The following is a 13,787-nucleotide window of genomic DNA, read 5'->3' on the forward strand; positions in this document are numbered from 1 at the left end:
ACTATTTTTACAGGACAAGCCTGAAACACGCTTAAGTAAATGTTTCCAAGGCCGATGGTTAGGTTGCGTATCGCTTTCTACCCCTGTCCATCGGTGCATTCCCATGTTCAACAAACGCTTGAAGCAGGAGCTGTCGGCTCTTCGTGAAGAACTCTCCAGCCTCCAGCAAGTGAAGGAAAGTCTGGAAAGCGAGATGCTGGTACTGACTCTCGACAGCGATGGACGGGTTCAGTCGGTCAATCAGAACTTCCTTGGCGAAATGCACTACAAGAGCGGTGACCTGATCGGCCGACACATCGACGACTTCGTCCCGGATCACGTGAAGTTCGACGAATTCCAGCAGCGTTTCAAGCACGCGCTGACCCGTGGCGAGCACTTCGCCGGCGCAGTGCGCCTGTTGCGCGGTACGGGCCAGGAAGCCTGGTTGCGTTCGATTCTGCAACCGGTGCGCTCGGCCGATGGGCGGATCAAGTATTTTTCGATCTTCTCCAGCGACCTGACCCGCACCATCGAGGCCTCCCGCGAGCACGAGAACCTGATCGGCGCACTGGTGCGCTCCACGGCGGTGATCGAATTCGACCTCAACGGCAACGTGCTGACCGCCAACGACCGCTTCCTCAGTGGCATGGGTTACAGCCTGGCGCAGATCAAAGGCAAACATCACCGCACCTTCTGCCTGCCGGAGGAGTACAACAGTGCCGAGTACCAGGACTTCTGGCGTCGCCTGAACGCGGGCGAGTACGTGGCCGACCGTTTCAAGCGTGTCGACAGCCACGGTCGTACGGTCTGGCTGGAGGCGTCCTACAATCCGGTGGTCGATGCCAACAACAGGCTCTACAAGGTGGTGAAGTTCGCCACGGTGATTACCGATCAGGTCAATCAGGAACAAGCCGTCGCCGAGGCCGCCAACATTGCCTACAGCACCTCGCAGCAAACCGACCAAAGCGCCCAGCGCGGTAACGCCGTGGTGACCCAGGCCGTGGACGTGATGCGTGACCTGGCCAAACACATGCAAACCGCTGGCGATGGCATCGAGGCCTTGAACGAGCAGTCGCTGGTGATCGGTACCATCGTCAAAACCATCAGCGGCATTGCCGAGCAGACCAACCTGCTGGCGCTCAACGCGGCCATCGAAGCGGCGCGTGCAGGCGAGCAGGGTAGGGGCTTCGCCGTGGTGGCCGATGAAGTCCGGCAACTGGCGTCGCGCACCAGCCAGGCCACCGACGAAATCGTCCTCGTGGTACGGCAGAACCAGGACATGGCGCGCAACGCCGTGGCGCTGATGACCGACGGCAAGCTCCAGGCCGAACAGGGCCTGGCACTGGCGGCGGAAGCGGGTACGGTGATTGTCGAGATCCAGGACGGCGCGCAGAAAGTGGTCAATGCGGTGGGGCAGTTTGCCAATCAACTCACCAACTGACCTGCGATCAGCTCTTGGTGGGGGCAAGCCCGCTCCCACAGGGTTACGTGGGCGCTACAATCGGCTCTTTTCCCCCAGGAGCAGACTTCCATGAGCGCTTCCCACCGCCGTCCGGTTCCCTTGTCCAAGGCCTATCGTCTGCTCAATCATGGCCCGACCGTGCTGGTCAGCGCAGCCCACGGTGGCCGGCGCAATATCATGGCGGCAGCCTGGGCCATGCCACTGGATTTCGAACCGCCGAAAATTGCCGTGGTGCTGGACAAGTCCACCTGGACTCGCCAGTTGCTGGAGGCCTCGGGCACTTTTGTACTGAACGTGCCGTGCGCCGCCCAGGCCGACATTGTGCAAACCGTCGGTTCGACCTCCGGCCTGGAGTTGACCCAGGGCCAGGGCCGCGACAAGTTTGAAACCTACGACTTGCAGACATTCACCGGTCAGTCCGTTGATGCACCGATGCTCGAAGGCTGCGTGGCCTGGCTGGAATGTCGCCTGTTGCCGGAGCCGAACAACCACCAGCAGTACGATCTGTTCCTGGCCGAAGTGATTTCCGCCCAGGCTGACGAGCGTGTGTTCAGCGAAGGGCGCTGGCACTTCGAAGGGCAAGATGCCTTGCGCACCTTGCACCACGTAGCGGGTGGGCACTTCCTGACCATTGGCGAGCCGGTGGACGGCAAGAGCTTGCAGACTTGAGCCGGTCAGCGCTCATATCCACACATCATTCTCGGCCGTGCGCTCGCCACCTTCGCTACCGGTGTTGAGTACGCCCTTGGGTTCGATCAGCAGGAGTTTTACCTCCTGCTCGGCACAGGGCTTGTGCTCGATGCCTTTGGGCACTACATACATTTCCCCTGCATTCACCAGCACGTGGCCATCGCGAAAATCGATGCGCAGCAGGCCTTCGAGCACGATGAAGGTTTCGTCGGTATCGGGGTGGTCGTGCCAGATAAAGTCCCCCAGCAGCTTCACCACCTTGAACTGGTAGTCGTTCATTTCGGCGATGACCCGGGGCGACCAGTGGGAATCGATCCGGCTGATTTTTTCAGCGAAGTTCAGGCTTTCGTAAGCGTTCATGAAACAGCTCTCGCGGTGGTTGGTGAACCCACGATAGCCAGCCCCCCGGCGCGCTTCTTGTACGATTGTGCGTGACTCAACGGCGCTGCATGTTAAGCCAGCGCGCCGGTGACAGGCCGTAGGTTTTGCCGAATTGCCGGGTCATGTGGCTCTGGTCGGTGAAGCCTGCGATCAGCGCGGCGCTGACCAGGCTCTGACCCTGAATCAGCAGCGCACGGACCAAGTCCAGGCGGCGCATGGTCAGGTAGCGGTAGGGGCTGGTGCCGAACAACAGGCGAAAATCCCGGGACAGGCTCCAGCGATCCCGACCACTGTGCTGCGCCAGTTCATCCAGGGTCACGGTGCGATCCAGGGCGCCGTGGATGTATTCCCGCGCACGCTGCGCGGCTACGTAATCGAAACCCGAGCGTTTGCCAGGCACACCGGAAGCTGTGCTCATGGCTTGCGCCAGATCGAACAACGCATCCTGTTCTTCCAGGGGATCGAGCGGGCAATCCAGGCTGCGCAGCAACGCGCCCGTGGCGGCGAACAGGCGCGGATCGTTCGACAGCCCGGTCTTGATGAATGGCAGCGCTTGGCCGCCGAGCATCTGCTGGATCAGCGCCGGCTCGATGTACATCATCCGGTACTGGAAACCGAACTCGGTGCCGGCTTCGCCATCGTGGGCTTCGTCCGGGTGCAGCACGATCGTTGCGCCCGGCAGGCTGTGACGCCAGCCACCGCGATACTGAAAGCTCTGCACCCCGGCCAGAGTGTGGCCGATGGCATAGGTGTCGTGGCGGTGAAGATCGTAGCCATGGCCGGCAAAAAACGCCTCGAAACGCTGCAACCCGCCGACATCGGGCGCGCGAAGGAACCAGTCATTGCGAGGCGTGCGCTTGGCCATAGTGTTGATCGTCTTGAGCTTGATGCGCAACACGGTAACCCAGCCGGGGGTTCCCTGTCTTCTGACCGGAAGGCGGTTTGTCCGCTAGAAAACCAAGGGCAAATACTGCACTGTGGGACGCATTCGCTACAGGTCGTTTTTTATTTGTCAGGATGAGGCCAGGTCATGAGCAAGCTGCGCGTGGGGATCATTTTCGGGGGCCGTTCGGCGGAGCACGAGGTGTCGTTGCAGTCGGCGAAAAACATCGTCGATGCGCTGGATCGTTCACGCTTCGAGCCGGTGCTGATCGGCATCGACAAACAAGGCCACTGGCACCTCAACGACCCTTCGAATTTTTTGCTGAACCAGGAAAACCCGGCGCTGATAGCCCTCAATCAATCCAATCGTGAACTGGCTGTGGTGCCGGGTAAAGCCAGCCAGCAACTGGTGGAAACCTCCAGTCAGGAAATGCTCGGCCATGTCGATGTGATCTTCCCGATTGTCCACGGCACCCTCGGGGAAGACGGTTGCCTGCAAGGCTTGCTGCGCATGGCTGATCTGCCGTTTGTCGGCTCCGATGTACTCGGCTCGGCCGTGTGCATGGACAAGGACATCAGCAAGCGCCTGCTGCGCGATGCCGGCCTGGCCGTGACGCCGTTCGTGACATTGACCCGCGCCACGGCCGCGCGCACCGGGTTTGCCGAGGTGCAGGGCAAGTTGGGTTTGCCGCTGTTCGTCAAACCGGCAAACCAGGGCTCTTCCGTGGGCGTTAGCAAGGTCACCGACGAGGCTGAGTACAGCGCAGCGGTGGAACTGGCCTTGAGTTTCGATACCAAGGTGTTGATCGAATCTGCCGTCAGCGGCCGTGAGATTGAATGCGCGGTGCTCGGTAATGAAGACGCCATCGCCAGCGGTTGCGGCGAGATCGTGGTGCGAAGCGGGTTCTATTCCTACGACAGCAAATACATCGACGACACGGCGGCTGAAGTGGTGGTGCCGGCTAATATCAGCGTCGAGGCCAGCGAGCGCATTCGCGCCCTGGCCGTCGAAGCGTTCCAGGTACTGGGCTGCTCCGGCCTGGCCCGCGTCGATGTGTTCCTGACCGACAGCGGCGAAGTGTTGATCAACGAAATCAACTCGCTGCCCGGCTTCACCCGCATCAGCATGTACCCGAAACTGTGGCAGGCCACCGGCATGACCTACAGCGAACTGGTGACGCGACTGATCGAGCTGGCGCTGGAAAAGCACCATGTTCGGCAGGGGTTGAAGATCAGTCGATAAGCGAGCTTGCTCATAAACAAAAGGCCTACCCACTGGTAAGCCCTTTCTCATTGCATTGCAACGTTAGGCTTGAACGACCGGGAGCGACGGCGGTGGGCCTGGTGGCGATTACGGCGTTGATCTATTCGTTGACGGCCTGATAGCAAAGATCAAAAGATCGCAGCCTGCGGCAGCTCCTACATTGGAATGCGTTTCCCTGTAGGAGCTGCCGCAGGCTGCGATCTTTTGATTCAAAGGCATAAAAAAACGCCGCGTACGACTCAATCCCCCAGCGCTTGCCCTTCACGCCGTGGATCGGCCCCGCCTGTCAGCGACGCGTTGCCTTGGGCGTCCTTGACCCGGACGATCGCCTGGGTCCCGCTGGTCATGTCGATCTCGCTCACGCTGTGCCCTTTGTCTTTCAGCGCCTGAATCAGCGTCGGGCTGAACTGCCCCTGTTCCAGTTCGGTCGGGCCGTTACGGCTGCCGAAGTTGGGCAGGTTGATGGCGGTTTGGGCATCGAGGTTCCAGTCGAGCAGGCCGATGGTGGATTTGGCCACGTATTCGATGATTTGCGAGCCGCCGGGGGAGCCGACGGTGGCGAGGAATTCGCCGCTCTGGCGGTCGAAGATCAGGGTCGGGGCCATGGAGGAGCGCGGGCGTTTGCCGGGTTCGACGCGGTTGGCGACTTTTTGCCCGTTTTCCTCGGGGATGAACGAGAAGTCGGTCATCTCGTTGTTGAGCATGAAACCCTGAACCATGATGTGCGAGCCAAACGCTGACTCGATGGTGGTAGTCATCGACACGGCACCGCCGGCGTCATCGACGGCCACCACTTGCGAGGTGGAAATCCGCAGGGGCGAACGGTCTGGCGCATAGGCCACCCGGATGCCCGGCGGAGTGCCAGGTTTGGCCGTGCCCATGCTGCGTTCGCCGATCAGGGCGGCGCGGCTGGCGAGGTAGGCCGGGTCGACCAGGCCCTTGACCGGCACGGGTACGAAGTCTGTGTCGGCGACGTACTGAGCGCGGTCGGCGTAGGCCAGGCGTTCGGCTTCCGAGATCAGGTGCACCGCTTGCGGATCGGGTTCGATGCCGGCGGGGGCGGTGGTCTTGACCGGCTTCAGCGGTGCCAGCGCCAGGCGTTGATCGCGAGTCTCCAGGGCTTGCAGCGTGCCGAGGATCTGCGCCACGGCGATCCCGCCCGACGACGGCGGCGGCATGCCGCAGACTTGCCAGCGCTTGTAGTCGGTGCACAACGGTGCGCGTTCCTTGGCCTGGTAGTTGGCGAGATCGCTCAGGGACAGGCTGCCGGGGTTGGCGTGTCCCTGTACCTTGGCCGCGATTTCCTCGGCGACCGGGCCTTTGTACAGGGCATCCGGACCTTCATGGGCGATGCGTTTGAACACGGCGGCCAGGGCCGGGTTCTTCAGGTTTGTGCCGACGGCTTTCGGGCTGCCATCGGCATTGCGCAAGTAAGCCATCATTTCCGCTGAGCGCGGCATGGACGCATCTGCAGCGATCAACTGGTGCAGGCGTGGCGAAATGGCGAAGCCTTGCTCGGCGAGCCGGATGGCCGGTTCAAACAGCTGCGCCCAGGGCAGGCGTCCGTGTTTTTGATGGGCCAGTTCCAGGGCGCGCAATACGCCGGGTGTGCCCACTGAGCGGCCGCCAATCTGCGCCTGGGTGAACCCCATCGGTTGCCCATTGGCTTGCAGGAAAAGTTTCTCGGTGGCGCCGGCCGGGGCGGTTTCACGTCCGTCGTAGGTGCGCACGGCCTTGCCATCCCAGAGTACGATCAATGCGCCGCCACCGATGCCCGAAGACTGTGGCTCGACCAGCGTCAACACCGCTTGCATCGCAATCGCCGCGTCGATGGCCGAGCCGCCCCGGCGCAGCATCTCCCGCCCGGCTTCGGCCGCCAGCGGGTTGGCCGCCGCGGCCATGTATTTCTCGGCGTGTTGAGTTTTCAGGTCGGTGCGGAAACCGGAGGCGCTTTCCGGTGCGAGCGGCAGGGTCGGGACTGAAGCGTTGTTGCACGCGGTCAGGGTCAAGGCGCTGGCGAGCAGAACCAGAGCTGGCAGGCGATAGCGGCGCAAAGGGAAGGTTGAGAACACGTGTGGGGTACTCCGTCCGTTGGATCTACGATCGGTGGACTTTATCGGCTGACCGGGAGGGGCGCAAACCAGGTCCCACGGCACCGACTTTTTTTCCTTCATCAATGGCGGGGTTTTCTGTAGGGTCGTTGCCAACAGGCAGGCCAGAAAATCAACAAGAGGCAGACATGCAGACGGAGTTTCCAACCCAGCCGAGTTATCGCGCTCAGCGCGAACAGTTTCTGGTCGCAGCGACCAACGCCGGCGCAACGTTGACCGAGTATCCACACCCGCTCAAAGGGCCGTTTGGTGAGCTCCTGAGCACCGATGTGGCGGTATTGGGTGATCCGGGCGCCAAGCGCCTGCTGATCGCGCTGAGCGGCACTCACGGGGTCGAAGGCTTCTATGGCTCGGGCTGCCAGATCAAATGGCTGCAGGAGTTGGGCAAGCGCTCCCTGCCTACGGATGTCGCCGTGGTCATGATCCATGCCATCAACCCCTGGGGCATGGCGTGGTTGCGCCGGGTCAACGAAGACAACATCGACCTGAACCGCAATCACCTGGATTTCCAACGACCGCTGCCAAACAACCAGGCCTACAACGCCTTGCACGAAATCTATGCCTGCCCTCAGTTGCATGGTCCGCAGCGCGATCGCGCCGACGCCTTGCTCGACGAGCAGATTCGCCTGCACGGTTGGCCGGCAGTCATGTCGATTGTCGAGGGCGGTCAGCATGCTCATCCCGATGGCCTGTTTTTCGGCGGGCTGGCGCCGAGCTGGTCGAGCCGCACGCTGCACAAGGTCGTGCAAAACCACGTGGCCCATGCCGAGGTCGCCATGTGTTTTGACTTGCACACGGGCGCTGGCGAGTACGGTCATCCGATGTTGTTGACCATCACCGAATCCGCCTATCCGGCGCTGGCGGATGCGCAGGCGATTTACGGCCCGTGGCTCTACAGCCTGCAAACCGGTGCCGACACCTTGAGCGAAACCGGCGTGGCGGCAACGGCCACCGGCTACACCTCGCAGGCGCTGGTCAATGCGCTGCCGCAGGTGCGGCTGATGCCATTTGTCATTGAATGCGGGACTTATCCGGGGCCGGAGGTTCACCGTCATCTGCGCGATGACCACTGGCTGCATCTGCATGGCAACCCGAATGACGCAACAGGGCGCGAGATCAAGCTGAATCTGCTGGAACAGTTCTATCCGGCGGACAGCGATTGGCAGGCAATGGTCTGGTTGCGGACGTGGCAGATCTGGGAGCGGGCGTTGTCGGCATTGCCGACGGTTCGCGTCTGATCGAGGCGCGCATGCGGTGCAGGATTTCCCTGTCACCGCAGCGCACTTTTTTCGATGCATAAAAAAACGGCTTACCTTGCGGTAAGCCGTTTTTAGTACTTGGTGGCTACACAGGGACTTGAACCCCGGACCCCAGCATTATGAATGCTATGCTCTAACCAACTGAGCTATGTAGCCAAGTGGCGCGCATTATTCACCGGTAACGGGGATGCGTCAAGCATAAATCTAAAATATTTCTCTGCGCTTTCAACTGTTTATCAAAATCTATCCTCTGAGCAGTGGCGAAGGGCAGCGCTGGAACCAGCGGCTGGCCTGTTCGTACGCGTGCGCCAGTTGCAGGACAGCGAAGTCGGCCTGGTGTCTGCCGATGATTTGCAGGCCCATGGGCAGGCCGCTGGCGTTGAAGCCGACCTGTACGTTAGCCACCGGGCAGCCGGACAAGGTGCCGGGAATCACCACCTCCATCCAGCGGTGATAGGTGTCCATGGTCACGCCTTCGATGGAGGCGGGCCACGTTTGGGTTTTATCGAACGGGAACACCTGAGCGCTGGGCAGCAGCAGGTAGTCGTATTTTTCGAATAGCCTGGAGATCGCGCGATACCAGTCGCTGCGCGTCACCGAGGCGGCAAACACGTCGGTGGCCGAGAGTTTCAGGCCGTTCTCCACTTCCCAGCAGGCTTCCGGTTTCAACAGTGCACGTTTTTGCGGGTCGGCATAGGTCGCGCCCAACGAGCCGGCGACCATCCAGTGGCGCAACGTCCGCCAACTGCTCCACAGCTTCTCTGGCGCGAATTCGGGCTGTACGGGTTCGATATGGCAACCCAGGCTTTCGAAGTCGCCGAAGGCCTTTTCGCACAATGAGAGGATGCCTTGCTCCATCGGCAGGTAGCCGTTGAAGTCGCCGAGCCAGCCCAGACGCGTGCCTTTGAAGTCTCGATCCAGCGGTGCCGCAAAGGCGTTGCCGGGTTCGGCAATGGACAGTGGCGCCCGCGCATCGGCCCCGGCCTGCACTGACAGCAGCAATGCCGCATCGCGCACGCTACGAGCCATGGGGCCTTCGTAGCCGAGTTGGTCGATAAACAGGTCGGCACTGTCATCGAAGGGCACGCGGCCCTGGGACGGACGGAAACCGAAGATGTTGTTGAAGGCGGCCGGGTTGCGCAACGAGCCCATCATGTCGCTGCCGTCGGCCACCGGCACCAGGTGCATGGCCAGCGCCGCCGCCGCGCCACCGCTGCTGCCGCCTGCGGTCTTGCTCGGGTCGTAGGCGCAACCGGTCGCGCCGAACAGCAGGTTATAGCTTTGCGAGCCGAGACCGAATTCCGGGGTGTTGCTCTTGCCGATGATAATCGCGCCGGCGGCCTTGATCCGCTCGACCATGATGCCGTCGCGCTCGGGGATGAAGTCCTTGTATAGCGGCGAACCCAGCGTGGTGCGGATGCCGCGGGTCAGGGACAGGTCCTTGATGGCATGGGGCAAGCCATGCATCCAGCCACGGTATTGACCACGGGCCAGCTCGGCGTCGCGGATATCCGCCTGGGCCAGCAGGTCTTCCGGTGCTTGCAGGCTCACCAGCGCATTGACCAGCGGGTTGAAGCGTTCGATATGGGCAAGATAAGTCTGCATCACTTCCCGGCAGGAAACCTGGCGCAGGCGGATGCGTTCGGCGAGCTCGTGGGCCTGCAACAGGACCAGTTCGCTGATGTTATTAGAGTTCATTGCAAGCGGCCTTTCAGACGGCTGGAAAAACGCCCCGCCATCGCGTCGGGGCGGTAGCGATCAACGCATCAGGTTGGTCCAGAGACGGTCGGCCAGGCGGATCGCGCCTTCGCCGCAGGTCTTGCTGAACACCACGTTGGTGCCTTCGGGAATGTGCAGTTCCGGAGCGTCTTTCAGTCCCGCGTCGAGGAACGGCTCCACACCCTTGATCGGGCTCTGGTGCTTGAGGAAGTTCTGGGTCATCGCCGCGTTTTCTGGCTGGCTGAGAAACGCGATGAAGGCCTTGGCGTTTGCCGGGTTCTTGCTGCCGGTCGGGATGACCATGTTGTCGACCCAGGCCAGTACGCCTTCTTTCGGGTACAGGTATTTCAGGCTCGGTTTCATCTCCCGGGCGCGCATCGACGAGCCGCCCCAGAAGGTCGACATGTCGATTTCACCCGAGGCAAGGTTTTCGCGAATCGAGCCAGCCTTGGAACTGTAGGTTTTGACGAACGGTTTCTGCGCCTTGAGCAGGGTCAGGATCTGCTGCATCTGCTTCGGGTCTTCGCTGCACAGCGGGATGTTCAGGTACAGGCTGGCCATGTCCACCACGTCGCTGACCGAGTCGAACATGTTGATTCGCCCTTGCAACTCGGCCGGCGGCTCGTAAAGCACCTTGAGGCTGTCGGCAGGGCCCTTGTAGCGCTCGGTGTTGAGCACCGCACTGGTGGTGCCCCAGATGAACGGCACCGAGTAAGCGCCTTCCGGGTCCCAGGTGGGTTTTTTCAGGTTGTCGACGACGCCGGCATAGTAGGGCTGGTTGACCGGGTCGAAACGCTCCAGCAGTTTTTCCTTGATCAGGATCGGCACGAACTGGTGCGACGGGATTGCCACGTCGTAACCGGCACCGCCCTGTTTCAATTTGGCCAGCAGGGTTTCGTTGGAATCGTAGGAGTCGACGGTGACTTCGATGCCGGTCTGCTTCTGGAATTTGGCGATAATCTCCGGCGAAAAGTAGCCGCTCCAGCTCACCACATTGAGTTTTTCCGCGGCCTGAACGCTGCCGACCATGGTCAGCGGTAAAGTCAGGAACAACGAAGTGCCGATGCTTGCAATCAACTTGCTCATGCTATTTCCCCACAGTACGTAGAAGGTTCAGGTTTTCTTTTTGCCCAGCAGATAAGAGAGCGTGACGAACAGCACCGAGACGCCCAGGATCAGGGTCGATACGGCGTTGACGTCGGGTGTCACACCCATGCGCAACAGGCCGAAAATGAAGATCGGCAAGGTCGTGGTGCCGGCCTGGGAGACCATCATCGAGATCACGAAGTTATCCAGCGACACGATGAAGGCCAGCATCAGCCCGGAGAAAATCCCTGGCATCAGCAGTGGCAGGGTGACCTTGCGGAAGGTCCGCCACGGGCCGGCATAGAGGTCGGCCGAGGCTTGTTCCAGGGACAGGTCCATGTCGTTCAGGCGTGCCCGTATCGGCAGAAAGGCAAACGGAATACAGAACACCGTGTGCGCGATGATCAGGTTGCCGTAGCCCAGGGACAGACCGATGGTGGAGAACAGCGCGAGGGTGGCGACGCCGACCACGATTTCCGGCAGCACCAGGGGCAGCATGATCGCGCCCATGGACAGTTGCAGGCCCTTGAACTTCGCTCCGCGTGAAGTGCCGAGGGCAGCAAGGGTGGCGATGGCCGTGGCGACCATGCTGGCGCAGACCGCGATCAACAGGCTGTTGCCGGCCGCCTGGCGCAGGGCCTGGTTGGCGAAGGCCGCGCGATACCAGTCGAGGCTGAAGCCGGTCCACACCGTGGCCGACTGATTGGCGTTGAACGAGAACACCACCAGCACCACGATCGGTGCGTAGAGGTACAGGTAGAACAGGAAACTGAAGCCGCCGAAGCCCGGGAAGTCCTGCACGCCCAGCGTATTGCGTTTGAACAGGCCGATCATCACGCACCTCCTTTGGCGATGCGCTGGCGCTCGGCACGCAAGGCATAAACCGTCAGTACCAACATCACCGCTGCCATCAGCACCAGCGACAGGGCCGCGCCGAATGGCCAGTTCCGCGCATCGCTGAACTGACGGAAGATCAGGTTGCCGAGCATCATCCGCGTGCCACCGCCGAGCAATTCCGGGGCGATCATCGCGCCCAGGCAAGGCACGAAGGTGAGGATGGCGCCAGCGAGAATCCCCGGCTTGGCGATCGGCAACACCACCTTGCGCAGGGTTCGAACGCGTCCGGCGTAGAGGTCCTGAGCGGCCTCGAGCAGGCGGATGTCCATTTTTTCCAGGGTGGCGTAGATCGGCAGTACGACGAAGGGCGCGTAGGTATAAACCAGCCCCAGCAGCACTGCGCCGTCGGTGTAGAGCAGTTGCAGCGGTTGATCAATGACTCCCAGGCCCATCAGGCTGTTGTTGATCACTCCGGTGTTGCGCAGCAGCAGAATCCACGCGTAGGTGCGGATCAGCAGGTTGGCCCAGAACGGCACGGTGATCAGAAATATCAGCAAGCCACGGCGATGGGCCGGTTGCATGGCCAGCCATACCGCCACCGGAAAGCCGATCAGCAAAGTGATGAGGGTGGTCAGCCCGGCGATGCCGATCGAGCGCAGGGCGATGATCAAATAGGAGTCTGCGAACGCCAGGCTGTCATCCAGTTGCCGCTCGAACAGCAGCGAGGTGTAGGCATCACTGCTGAACACCTTGTTCACCCCGCCGTAGGGGTTGGCCTCCATCAGCGAGTAACCGATGACGATCAGGATCGGCACGATCAGAAACAGGCCGATGGCGATCAGCGCGGGGCTGACCCCGAGAAAGCTCTGGAAGGCCCGCCGACGTTCCAGGGTATTGGCAATCGGTAAAGCGTGCATGGCAATTCCTCGCGCTCAATCGTGCAGGACGCTGGCGCTGCCCTGGTCGAACAACAGGCCGGCCTGGCTGCCGACGGCGAAGCGTTTGTTTTGGTCGACGCAGTTGGGGGTGCGCACGGTGAGGCGCGAACCGTCGCTCAAGCTGACCTGGTATTGCAGGTCGGTGCCGAGGTAGATCTGCGCTTCGATCCGGCACGGCAGAGCGGCCTCAGTGGTGGCCGGTACCAGATGCAAGCGCTCGGGGCGCACGGACAGTGTGACGTTGGCCCCGACCCGCACATCGCTGCATGGCTGTGCAGGCAGTGGATGACCGGCCGGGCCGGCGAACCGGGCCAAGCCGTCTTCGACACGGGTGACCGTACCTTCGATGAAGTTGGTTTCACCGATGAAGTCCGCCACGAAGCGATTGCGCGGGCGTTCGTAGATGTCCTCCGGGCGGCCGACCTGCTGCACTTCACCTTCGGACAACACGGCGATGCGATCGGACATGGTCAGCGCTTCTTCCTGGTCATGGGTGACGAAGATGAAGGTGATACCGGTGCGGGCCTGAATGGTTTTCAGCTCTTCACGCATGGCCTGGCGCAGCTTGAGGTCGAGGGCTGAGAGCGGTTCGTCGAGCAGCAAGACTTTGGGATGCGGCGCCAACGCACGAGCCAGGGCGACGCGCTGTTGCTGACCGCCGGACAGCTGCGCCGGCTTGCGGTTGGCAAAGCGCTCCATCTGCACCAGGGCGAGCATCTCGCGCACCCGTTCGGCCATTTGCGTTTTGTTCAGGACTTTGCCCATCGGGTGGGACTCAAGACCGAAGGCCAGGTTCTCGGCGATGGTCATGTGCGGGAACAACGCGTAATGCTGGAACACCGTGTTGACCGGGCGCTGGAACGGCGGGCGGTCGGCGATGTTTTCGCCGTAGAGCAGAATCTCGCCTTCGGTAGGGAACTCGAACCCGGCGATCATCCGCAGAAGTGTGGTTTTGCCGCAGCCCGAAGGGCCGAGCAGGGTGAAGAATTCGTTGTCGCGAATGTCCAGGTCGATGCTTTTCAGCGCCACCGGGCCAGTCTTTGGATCACCGTAGACTTTGCGCACTGAGCGGATGGACACCGCCAGCGTTTGCAGCGAATGCAGGGCATTCATGCGTTACCTCCGATTCCCCCATCGCCTGCGCACGTGCTGAAAACAGCTGTGTCGTCGGGCCATGGA

General features: G+C 61.5%; 11 protein-coding genes, 1 tRNA gene and 2 pseudogenes. 5 read left to right on the top strand and 9 right to left on the bottom strand.

The genetic code is table 11. The annotated features are described in order from the left end of the window. Nucleotides 1-193: 193 nt before the first annotated feature. The 3 genes and pseudogenes from ACM6IK_RS14430 to ACM6IK_RS14440 form a co-directional block, all read left to right on the top strand. Nucleotides 194-832, top strand: a pseudogene (locus tag ACM6IK_RS14430) (PAS domain-containing protein); the annotation flags it as partial. Nucleotides 833-982: 150 nt separating this feature from the next. Beyond that, nucleotides 983-1,420, top strand: a pseudogene (locus tag ACM6IK_RS14435) (methyl-accepting chemotaxis protein); the annotation flags it as partial. A 90-nt stretch (nucleotides 1,421-1,510) separates the two neighbouring features. Further along, nucleotides 1,511-2,110, top strand: coding sequence for a flavin reductase family protein (locus tag ACM6IK_RS14440; protein ID WP_414874877.1), 600 nt, complete (start codon nucleotides 1,511-1,513; stop codon nucleotides 2,108-2,110). Between the two features lie 12 nt (nucleotides 2,111-2,122). Here ACM6IK_RS14440 and ACM6IK_RS14445 read toward each other — a convergent pair whose 3' ends face one another. Next, nucleotides 2,123-2,491: a cupin domain-containing protein gene (locus ACM6IK_RS14445; protein ID WP_414874878.1), complete on the bottom strand. Its 369-nt coding sequence runs from the start codon at nucleotides 2,489-2,491 to the stop codon at nucleotides 2,123-2,125. A 76-nt stretch (nucleotides 2,492-2,567) separates the two neighbouring features. Then, a complete protein-coding gene (locus ACM6IK_RS14450; protein ID WP_414875253.1) occupies nucleotides 2,568-3,377 on the bottom strand; it encodes an AraC family transcriptional regulator in 810 nt (269 codons plus the stop codon). Between the two features lie 165 nt (nucleotides 3,378-3,542). Between ACM6IK_RS14450 and ddlA the strand changes: the two genes are divergently transcribed. Further along, nucleotides 3,543-4,637, top strand: coding sequence for a D-alanine--D-alanine ligase (gene ddlA, locus ACM6IK_RS14455; RefSeq protein WP_414874879.1), 1,095 nt, complete (start codon nucleotides 3,543-3,545; stop codon nucleotides 4,635-4,637). 260 nt (nucleotides 4,638-4,897) lie between these two features. Here the strand turns inward: ddlA and ggt are convergent, their stop codons facing one another. Further along, nucleotides 4,898-6,730, bottom strand: a complete 1,833-nt coding sequence (ggt, locus tag ACM6IK_RS14460) for a gamma-glutamyltransferase (protein WP_414874880.1) — start codon at nucleotides 6,728-6,730, stop codon at nucleotides 4,898-4,900. Between the two features lie 167 nt (nucleotides 6,731-6,897). Here ggt and ACM6IK_RS14465 point away from each other — a divergent pair, with 167 nt between their 5' ends. After that, complete coding sequence (locus ACM6IK_RS14465) at nucleotides 6,898-8,007, top strand: M14 family metallopeptidase (protein ID WP_414874881.1); 1,110 nt, start codon at nucleotides 6,898-6,900, stop codon at nucleotides 8,005-8,007. 100 nt (nucleotides 8,008-8,107) lie between these two features. Here the strand turns inward: ACM6IK_RS14465 and ACM6IK_RS14470 are convergent. The 6 genes from ACM6IK_RS14470 to ACM6IK_RS14495 all read right to left on the bottom strand — a co-directional run bounded on the left by ACM6IK_RS14470 (nucleotide 8,108) and on the right by ACM6IK_RS14495 (nucleotide 13,721). Then, nucleotides 8,108-8,184 (bottom strand) — tRNA-Met (locus ACM6IK_RS14470). An 87-nt stretch (nucleotides 8,185-8,271) separates the two neighbouring features. After that, nucleotides 8,272-9,726: an amidase gene (locus ACM6IK_RS14475; protein ID WP_414874882.1), complete on the bottom strand. Its 1,455-nt coding sequence runs from the start codon at nucleotides 9,724-9,726 to the stop codon at nucleotides 8,272-8,274. A gap of 60 nt (nucleotides 9,727-9,786) precedes the next feature. After that, nucleotides 9,787-10,833 (bottom strand): extracellular solute-binding protein, encoded by a 1,047-nt coding sequence (locus tag ACM6IK_RS14480; RefSeq protein WP_414874883.1) that lies wholly within the window; start codon nucleotides 10,831-10,833, stop codon nucleotides 9,787-9,789. Between the two features lie 27 nt (nucleotides 10,834-10,860). Beyond that, nucleotides 10,861-11,667, bottom strand: a complete 807-nt coding sequence (locus ACM6IK_RS14485) for an ABC transporter permease (RefSeq protein WP_178120847.1) — start codon at nucleotides 11,665-11,667, stop codon at nucleotides 10,861-10,863. After that, on the bottom strand, nucleotides 11,667-12,587 hold the full coding sequence (locus tag ACM6IK_RS14490) for an ABC transporter permease (RefSeq protein WP_007981819.1): 921 nt from the start codon (nucleotides 12,585-12,587) through the stop codon (nucleotides 11,667-11,669). Before ACM6IK_RS14490 ends, ACM6IK_RS14485 begins: the two co-directional genes overlap by 1 nt. A 15-nt stretch (nucleotides 12,588-12,602) precedes the next feature. Continuing rightward, nucleotides 12,603-13,721 (bottom strand): ABC transporter ATP-binding protein, encoded by a 1,119-nt coding sequence (locus tag ACM6IK_RS14495; RefSeq protein ID WP_414874884.1) that lies wholly within the window; start codon nucleotides 13,719-13,721, stop codon nucleotides 12,603-12,605. Nucleotides 13,722-13,787 lie beyond the last annotated feature (66 nt).

The organism is Pseudomonas sp. IT-196MI5 (assembly GCF_949767415.1).
Lineage (GTDB): Bacteria > Pseudomonadota > Gammaproteobacteria > Pseudomonadales > Pseudomonadaceae > Aquipseudomonas.

Bases quoted from the DNA above. Each gene is read 5' to 3' on its own strand.
- ACM6IK_RS14440 (WP_414874877.1), top strand. From the start codon at position 1,511: ATGAGCGCTTCCCACCGCCGTCCGGTTCCCTTGTCCAAGGCCTATCGT.
- ACM6IK_RS14445 (WP_414874878.1), bottom strand. From the start codon at position 2,491: ATGAACGCTTACGAAAGCCTGAACTTCGCTGAAAAAATCAGCCGGATC.
- ACM6IK_RS14450 (WP_414875253.1), bottom strand. From the start codon at position 3,377: ATGGCCAAGCGCACGCCTCGCAATGACTGGTTCCTTCGCGCGCCCGAT.
- ddlA (WP_414874879.1), top strand. From the start codon at position 3,543: ATGAGCAAGCTGCGCGTGGGGATCATTTTCGGGGGCCGTTCGGCGGAG.
- ACM6IK_RS14465 (WP_414874881.1), top strand. From the start codon at position 6,898: ATGCAGACGGAGTTTCCAACCCAGCCGAGTTATCGCGCTCAGCGCGAA.
- ACM6IK_RS14475 (WP_414874882.1), bottom strand. From the start codon at position 9,726: ATGAACTCTAATAACATCAGCGAACTGGTCCTGTTGCAGGCCCACGAG.
- ACM6IK_RS14480 (WP_414874883.1), bottom strand. From the start codon at position 10,833: ATGAGCAAGTTGATTGCAAGCATCGGCACTTCGTTGTTCCTGACTTTA.
- ACM6IK_RS14485 (WP_178120847.1), bottom strand. From the start codon at position 11,667: ATGATCGGCCTGTTCAAACGCAATACGCTGGGCGTGCAGGACTTCCCG.
- ACM6IK_RS14490 (WP_007981819.1), bottom strand. From the start codon at position 12,587: ATGCACGCTTTACCGATTGCCAATACCCTGGAACGTCGGCGGGCCTTC.
- ACM6IK_RS14495 (WP_414874884.1), bottom strand. From the start codon at position 13,721: ATGAATGCCCTGCATTCGCTGCAAACGCTGGCGGTGTCCATCCGCTCA.